Below are 6,204 nucleotides of genomic sequence, written 5' to 3'. Positions count from 1 at the left end.
CAATTACCCTCTGCTGCACCCCGGGAACAAAAAGAAGGCGAAATGGATGAAGTAGTTGTATCTGGCTATATCAGCCAAAAGAAAACTTCCGTCACCGGCTCGGCAAGCGTTGTAAAAGGAGAAGAGTTATTTGTAACAGGAGATCAACAGAGCAAGCTAGATTCTGCTGATTTACCAGTTACTGCGCCAACCGCTCCGGCACTCCGCACCAACTTTAATGAAACAGCCTTTTTCTTTCCACAACTCTCTGCCGATTCCAACGGACTGTTCAGTTTCAGTTTTACTATGCCGGAATCGGTAACAACCTGGAAATGGCAGTTGTTTGCACATACGAAATCATTGGCCATGGGGTATCTGCAACAAGCAATAATTACGCAGAAAGACCTGATGGTGCAACCCAATATGCCCCGCTTTCTGCGAGAAGGCGATAAAATGGAAATTACCACAAAAGTGGTAAACCTTACAGATAAGGAAGTTACCGGCCAGGCAGAGCTCCAATTGATAGATGCCACCACTAATCAACCTGTAGATGGTTGGTTCCGGAATTTCTTTCCCAATCAATACTTTACGGTGGCCGCCAAATCCACTGAACTGGTTCGGTTTCCGGTAGAAGTGCCCTACCAGTTTGATCGGGCGCTTACCTGGAAAATTATTGCCCGTGTAGGGGAAAAAACAGACGGAGAGTCTTCTACCCTGCCGGTTTTGAGCAACCGGCAACTGGTCACCGAAGCTATTCCATTTTTCATCAACGGTTCCAGCAGCAAAGATGTTCCACTCACCAAACTGATAAATAGCAAGGACAGTGAAACGCTCAGCAACCAATCCCTGACCGTTGAGTTTTCGGCAAATCCAGCCTGGTACGCTATACAGTCGCTACCTTATCTCACAGAATACCCCTATGAATGTGCTGAACAAAGTTTCAACCGCTTATACGGATACCTGATTGCCGATCATTTGCTGAAAGCTGCACCCCGCATCAAAAAAATCTTGCTCGAATGGCAGCAGAAAGACAGCACTGCTTTCTTGAGTAACCTGCAAAAAAACGAGCAACTTAAGCAGGTGCTGCTGGAAGAAACACCCTGGGTACTGGAAGCAAAATCAGAAGCAGAACAGAAAAAACGGCTGCTGTTGCTTTTTGACGCCAGCAAACTGGAACAGGAAGCGGCCAAACTTATTGCCAAACTGAAGGAGATGCAGAGTTCGAATGGTGGGTTTAGTTGGTTCAAAGGTGGCCCCGACGACCGCTATATTACCCAATACATTTTAACCGGTATCGGGCACTTACAAAAGCTGGGAATAATTGGTGCAGACTACGGAATATTTGCGCCCCTTGTGAGCTCGGGGCTCCGATATGCCGATCAGCGACTGGTAGAAGATTATAATAAACGTGATAAAGCAGCCAAAGAACCCAGCTATCTGAATTATTTTGCCGTACAGTATCATTATATGCGCAGCTTTTTCAGCAGTGCAGGTTTAAGTGGAGAATATGTACTTGCAGCTAACCATTACCGTAAGGAAATCCAGTCTCTCTGGATAAAAGGAAATCTTTTATCTAAAGCAATGATTGCCCTTGCCTTACACCGTACCGGCGATAAGCTAACAGCTACAGGTATCCTCAGATCCTTACAGCAAACAGCCATTAAATCAGCAGATAAAGGCATGTACTGGAAAGCTAATACGGGTGGTTATTACTGGCAGGAAGCTCCCATTGAAACACAGGCCCTGATGATTGAATTGTTCCAGGAATTGAAACAGCCTGCTACCACCATCAATGAAATGAAAGCATGGTTATTACTGAATAAACAAACCAATCGCTGGAGTACTACCAAAGCAACTGCAGATGCCTGTTATGCGCTTTTATTACAGGGTAGTAACTGGCTGGAAGCCCAACCCAAAATCAGTGTAAAACTGGGTAATATTACAACGGTAACAGCTACCCGGGAAGAAGCAGGAACGGGGTACTACCAAAAAATCATTCCTGGAACTGCCGTATTTCCTGAAATGGGCGCTATAAAAATTAATGTGGAACAAGCCCAGGCTCCCAACGCCAATGTTCCGGTTTGGGGTGCTGTTTACTGGCAATATTTCGACAACCTTGAAAACATCACGGCCGCAAAAACTGCCCTGGCTGTTAATAAACAGGTACTGGTTGAAAAACTTACGGATAAGGGCCCGGTGCTGGAAGCTATTCAGGAAGGAAACACGCTGAAGGTCGGTGACAAACTGGTTGTGCGCCTTGAAATCAGCACAGACCGGCAAATGGAATACGTGCATGTAAAAGACATGCGGGCCTCATCACTGGAACCAACCAATGTACTAAGCGGCTATCGCTGGAAAGGATCGTTGGGATATTACGAAAGCACCCGCGATGCAAGTACTAATTTCTTCATTCAGTATCTTCCCAAAGGAAATCATGTGCTGGAATATTCCCTGTTTGTTTCACATGCAGGAACATTCAGTAACGGCATTAGTACCATTCAGTGTATGTATGCCCCGGAATTCACCAGCCATACCGAAGGAATTAAATTAAACATCGAAGCAAACTAAAAAGGATGCGGCATATTGATACCCTGATCATTGGACAGGGACTTTGTGGTACCTGGCTGAGCAGGTGGTTAGAGCAGTACAACCATGATTATTTAATTATTGATGAAGGAAAAACCAACAGTTCCTCCCGCATTGCGTCGGGTGTAATCAACCCGGTTACAGGCAGGATTCTGGCAAAAACATGGATGGCAGATACACTGCTTCCCTTTGCGATGGACGCCTATTCAGAACTCGGCAAAGAACTAGGTATCGATTGCATACAGTCTACCAGGATCCTGCATAGTTTTCCCAGCCAGCAAATGAAAGAAGCCTTTGATGCAAGATTACCCGAATTCGGAGAGTACCTTAAAACCCCTGCGGACAAAGATTATTGGAACCGGTTTATGGAAAGTCCCTATGGACTGGGAAGTATTCAGCCTGCCTTATTAATTAACCTGTTTCTTTTATTAAGCCGCTGGAAAGCATACCTGATCGGGCAAAAGCGCCTGCTGACAGAACGGTTCGAACCTGCTGCATTGATGTATTCAGAAAAAGGTATTGAATACCGCGATATTAAGGCAAACCGGATCATCTACTGTGATGGCATTGAGGGCATGGACCTGCCTTATTTTAACCGCCTCCCTTTTGCACCGAATAAAGGGCAGGCTTTATTGCTGGAGATCCCCGGCATGCCCGCAGGAGCCATTTACAAAAAAGGGATCAGCCTGGTCCCTTATCCAAGTATTGAAGGTGAGTACAATGCGGCTTATTTCTGGGCAGGCTCTACCTATGAAAATGATTTTACCACGGTAGCTCCAACCCCCGAATTCAGAGAACGCACAGAGCAACTGGTTCGTAACTGGATAAAGTTACCCTTTACCACCCTGCATCATTGGGCAGGTATACGCCCGGCAAACCTCGAACGGCGTCCCTTTGTAGGAATGCACCCACATTTCCCGGTCATTGGTATATTAAACGGCACAGGCACTAAGGGATGTTCCCTGGCGCCCTATTTCGGCAAACAGCTGGCCCAGGCTATTGCGGAAGGAGGTCAGATTCTGCCAGAAGCGCATATCAACCGATTTTCGAGACTGCTCAGCCCCTAACTTTGCCGCTGAAATTTTACGCTGCATGGCAAGCAAACCCAGTATGTATACCATTCCGGAGCGGTTTCGCCGGATAGAAAACCTGCACATTGTATTCTGGCTATTGAAAGACATGAGCTGGGCATTGCTCTGGAAACCCATCGGTATGGTCATGATTTTTCCAACCCTTACGGTGGCTATACTTATAACCTACCAGACAAGAAATATCAAATCGGAATTGTTTCATAACCTGGCGGTATTGTTTTGGATAATTGCCAATTGCTCCTGGATGGTGCTGGAATTTTATGAAACGCCGGATCATTTCCGCTACTATACCGCCATACCCTTTGGATTGGGTATGCTAACCATTGCCTGGTATTATTTGATAGAAATCAGGAAGAAATAAGTTCCATTCCTTTTTGCAGGTATCCCTGGCCGTTATGCAGCAGATTCTGGCCAAATACTACTTTTTTCTGCTGGGTACGGTACCCGGCCAGTGTAGCTAAAGGATCTTTTCCTTTCTCTGCTGTATCCTGGTCAATGGTAGTTAATACACAGCGGGCACAGGGTTTTACTGCTTTAAAAAGTATCGTACCTGCTTTAAATGTACCGACCCAATCTTCCTCGTAAGGCGCCCACCCTTCCACCACCAGGTTAGGACGGAACCGGTTCATCGGAACAGGCCGCTCTAGCCGGGTATTCATGTCGTTTAAAGAAGCCTGCCCGATCAGTAAAATGGGGTAAGCATCGGAAAAACTGGTAATTTCTTTGTTAGCTGCATACCGCGGATCCACTTCCCGTCGGCTGCTGTCGGGCATATAAACCAGCCGGCAATCCATGCCGAGCTGTCGGGAAAACCAGTGATCTGCGGCTTCCATAACGGACACCGCAGGTACCGTATCCTCCCAGATCTGAACGATTAATTCAGGAGATGCCGGGGGGGCTGCCATCGGAATTCGGAAAGATTCCGCTGGTTTTGTTTTATGGTATACCAGTAACTGATCTCCCTCCAATTGAACCTGCAACAAGGCCATTTTAGGGTATTCCCGCTGGGTAAGAAACCTACCGGCGGCATCCACCAGCATCCAGCGGCGGTCGTATTCAAAACCACGGTCGGTTACCCATACGGTATCCAACTCTATACCACCCAATGATTTAATGGGATAAATAAATAATCCGCTGATGCTGGCCATACTGCAAAATACTAAACTGCGCTTACCTTTGGTTGAATTGATTTACCATGAAAGCCCGCCTTACGATAGAATACTGTCCGAAATGTCACTGGCTCCTGCGTGCAGCCTATATGGCACAGGAATTATTAACCAGTTTTGAGCAGGAACTGGAAGAAGTAGCGCTGCGCCCGAGTGAAATAGCCGGACGATTCACAATTTCCCTCCAGGACGAAGCCATTTTTGATCGCAAGCGAGAAGGAGGCTTTATCGAAATCAAAGTACTCAAGCAATTGGTGCGCGACAAAATAGCACCAGGAAAATCACTGGGGCATTCAGATCGGTCAGCAGCACCACACTAAGCGGCAAGAAGCCGGCTCAGCAAAATCCTGTAAGGATCCTGGCGGAGCAGCCTGGCCATCGCGTCGTATAACTCCGGAAGATCATGCCTTAAGCGCACACTGTTTTCAAAAAACACTTCTACGCTAACAGCCCAGAATTCATGGTAATTGGTGGCGGCATATTCTCCTAAAATGGTTTTGCGTCCGCGTTGCATATCCTGAAAAATAGGACGGGCTACCTTGGAAAAATTATGAAATTCTTTTTTAAAATGACGGTCTTCGTCGGTTTTGGTAATAAAATTCACATAGGCTAACGCATGTGCCATTTCATGTAATCCAACATTACTGCTATCGTGCGCACTTCGGATACCTTCCAGGAAATTATGCCAGGAAAGATAGATACCGGAACTATCTACATGCCCCATAAATGGCAGGGAATAATGCCCGTAATGATAATCGTGCTGCAGTACATAGATATCGCGAAAATAATTCAGCGAAAAATTATCCAATCCCAGCGTTAATTGGGCGGCAGTGGCACTGATAAGGATGGGCATTTCTTCTTTTTTCTCCACTCCTACATAATGAAACTTCTTAGAGCGGAAAAACAGGTAGGCCCGATACAGCCACTTTTGCTGGGTGGCTTCATCCACCTTATTAAAATAACGAATGTTAGAGGAAATCAGCTTCCTGAACTGAGCCTCATGCAGTTCAAAGCCTTTCCGGCGGCGATGGAGTAAAAAATATTGCCAGCGATTGTTCAGTAAGTCAAACAAAAAGACCGCACTGAACACCAGCAAACAAATGAAAACGATTTCCATAAGGGTCAACTTTACGGGTAAGAAAATCGAAATTGTCTTGCTGGTTCAACACAGAAATGGATACGATGGGCCTTTCGGAGAGGAGACTGGTACGGATTAAAGACTCGACGGCTCGAGTTTGGGCTTAATTAAGCACAAGTTAAACTTTGAATTTGAAGAATAAAAGCGTTTTGCTCTTAAATTCCTGTAAAAACGGGTTTTTCGACGAATGGAAGGAAATCAGACGGCTTTTACGGTCATCAACTCCAGTGGGTCCTGGTTAAGC

At 46.0% G+C, this 6,204-nt stretch carries 6 protein-coding genes; 4 read left to right on the top strand and 2 right to left on the bottom strand.

Going from position 1 to position 6,204, the window contains the following annotated elements; genetic code table 11:
* From A1D16_RS20485 to A1D16_RS20475, 3 genes are all read left to right on the top strand, one after another.
* On the top strand, window positions 1-2,547 hold a 2,547-nt coding region (locus A1D16_RS20485), incomplete at its 5' end, for an alpha-2-macroglobulin family protein (protein ID WP_290713133.1).
* A gap of 5 nt (window positions 2,548-2,552) precedes the next feature.
* Complete coding sequence (locus A1D16_RS20480; protein ID WP_290713130.1) at window positions 2,553-3,632, top strand: FAD-dependent oxidoreductase; 1,080 nt, start codon at window positions 2,553-2,555, stop codon at window positions 3,630-3,632.
* 25 nt (window positions 3,633-3,657) lie between these two features.
* Complete coding sequence (locus A1D16_RS20475) at window positions 3,658-4,017, top strand: hypothetical protein (RefSeq protein ID WP_290713127.1); 360 nt, start codon at window positions 3,658-3,660, stop codon at window positions 4,015-4,017.
* Here the strand turns inward: A1D16_RS20475 and A1D16_RS20470 are convergent.
* A complete protein-coding gene (locus A1D16_RS20470; protein WP_290713125.1) occupies window positions 4,004-4,804 on the bottom strand; it encodes an MOSC N-terminal beta barrel domain-containing protein in 801 nt (266 codons plus the stop codon). The two genes, A1D16_RS20475 and A1D16_RS20470, sit on opposite strands and share 14 nt — an antisense overlap.
* Window positions 4,805-4,851: 47 nt before the next feature.
* Between A1D16_RS20470 and A1D16_RS20465 the strand changes: the two genes are divergently transcribed.
* Window positions 4,852-5,142, top strand: coding sequence for a SelT/SelW/SelH family protein (locus tag A1D16_RS20465; RefSeq protein ID WP_290713122.1), 291 nt, complete (start codon window positions 4,852-4,854; stop codon window positions 5,140-5,142).
* Here the strand turns inward: A1D16_RS20465 and A1D16_RS20460 are convergent.
* A complete protein-coding gene (locus A1D16_RS20460; protein ID WP_290713119.1) occupies window positions 5,139-5,939 on the bottom strand; it encodes a zinc-dependent peptidase in 801 nt (266 codons plus the stop codon). The two genes, A1D16_RS20465 and A1D16_RS20460, sit on opposite strands and share 4 nt — an antisense overlap.
* Window positions 5,940-6,204: the final 265 nt, after the last annotated feature.

The organism is Flavihumibacter sp. CACIAM 22H1 (genome assembly GCF_001601815.1).
Lineage (GTDB): Bacteria > Bacteroidota > Bacteroidia > Chitinophagales > Chitinophagaceae > Flavihumibacter.
This window is presented reverse-complemented; position numbering and strand designations above follow the sequence as displayed.

Bases quoted from the DNA above. Each gene is read 5' to 3' on its own strand.
- A1D16_RS20480 (WP_290713130.1), top strand. From the start codon at position 2,553: ATGCGGCATATTGATACCCTGATCATTGGACAGGGACTTTGTGGTACC.
- A1D16_RS20475 (WP_290713127.1), top strand. From the start codon at position 3,658: ATGGCAAGCAAACCCAGTATGTATACCATTCCGGAGCGGTTTCGCCGG.
- A1D16_RS20470 (WP_290713125.1), bottom strand. From the start codon at position 4,804: ATGGCCAGCATCAGCGGATTATTTATTTATCCCATTAAATCATTGGGT.
- A1D16_RS20465 (WP_290713122.1), top strand. From the start codon at position 4,852: ATGAAAGCCCGCCTTACGATAGAATACTGTCCGAAATGTCACTGGCTC.
- A1D16_RS20460 (WP_290713119.1), bottom strand. From the start codon at position 5,939: ATGGAAATCGTTTTCATTTGTTTGCTGGTGTTCAGTGCGGTCTTTTTG.